The organism is Cognatilysobacter terrigena (assembly GCF_004361065.1).
In the GTDB taxonomy this organism is placed as follows: Bacteria; Pseudomonadota; Gammaproteobacteria; order Xanthomonadales; family Xanthomonadaceae; genus Cognatilysobacter; species Cognatilysobacter terrigena.
Genome location: NZ_SELT01000074.1, coordinates 1 through 975 on the forward strand (window position 1 = coordinate 1; position 975 = coordinate 975).

The 975-nt window shown below is 61.9% G+C and carries 2 protein-coding genes; both read right to left on the minus strand.

The annotated features are described in order from the left end of the window. On the minus strand, nt 1–249 hold a 249-nt coding region (locus tag EVS83_RS15970), incomplete at its 3' end, for a hypothetical protein (RefSeq protein WP_208108782.1). 218 nt (nt 250–467) lie between these two features. Then, on the minus strand, nt 468–827 hold the full coding sequence (locus EVS83_RS15415) for a hypothetical protein (protein WP_133502070.1): 360 nt from the start codon (nt 825–827) through the stop codon (nt 468–470). Nucleotides 828–975: the final 148 nt, after the last annotated feature.

Genomic DNA, 975 nt, shown 5'->3' on the forward strand with positions numbered 1-975 from the left:
CGGCGTCGGCTTGGACGAATTGTTAGGCGGCGTGCTGGTTTGGTTGTAGAGCATGCTGCCGAACTTGAGTAGCAAAGATGTACCGCGGAAGACTGCGAAGAAGTTATTGCCACTCTCGCACCGAACCCGCCTGAGGTCTGCTCCAGTGCCGAGTAAGGCCATGGCCTGTGCCCATTCAGCGGATTTGGCGAGCTCAGGCATTCCGAGTTGGTCCGCGAAGGCCAAAGCCTCTCCGGGCTGCATGCGCACGGAAACCTCGCACCCCGGCAACCCAAAGGCTTGGGCGACCGGGGCAGGCTCTGCCTTCGGCCCGAACGACTGATGGGCACAGCCGGCCGACAGTGCGGCAAGGAGAAGCGCTGCAATTAGCGCTGTCCGATGGCGATTTCGCATGTTCAGCCGCCTAACACCTGAGTTAAGCCGCGCCGCGAAGCGGCGTCGGCTTGGACGAATTGTTAGGCGGCAGCTTACTCAGCAAACCAATGCGCTGGGTAGTAACTCAGGAAAATTGCCCGCAGCGCCGCGCGAAAGGAGATGTCGCTGAGCGCAGTGAGGACGACACAGAGCACGAAAGCGCCGAGAGCCATGCCAAGCACGCCGCCACTCAGCAGGAAGGCGAGCGCGAGGAGTAGGAATTGGACGCTGCCCTGCTCAGACCCGAGAGGTGTGCCGGGAGTTAAACCCCGCGCTAGCTGCGCCTCGCGCGCCCATGCAACTGCGGGCCAGAAGCCGAGAAGTAGGCCAGCGAGCAGGAACGCGCCGATCAGATACCGATAGCCCGCCCTCAGACGGTAGATATCGAGCGAACGGGACCAAAGTGAGCTCACATCTGCCGCCTAACACCTGAGTTAAGCCGCGCCGCGAAGCGGAGTCGGCTTGGACGAATTGTTAGAGCCCGACCAGCGGAACTCCAATAGCCCGCTAGGGACTACGGCTGACGTAGCAGCTGCTGCTGGCGCGACGAACTCAACCACG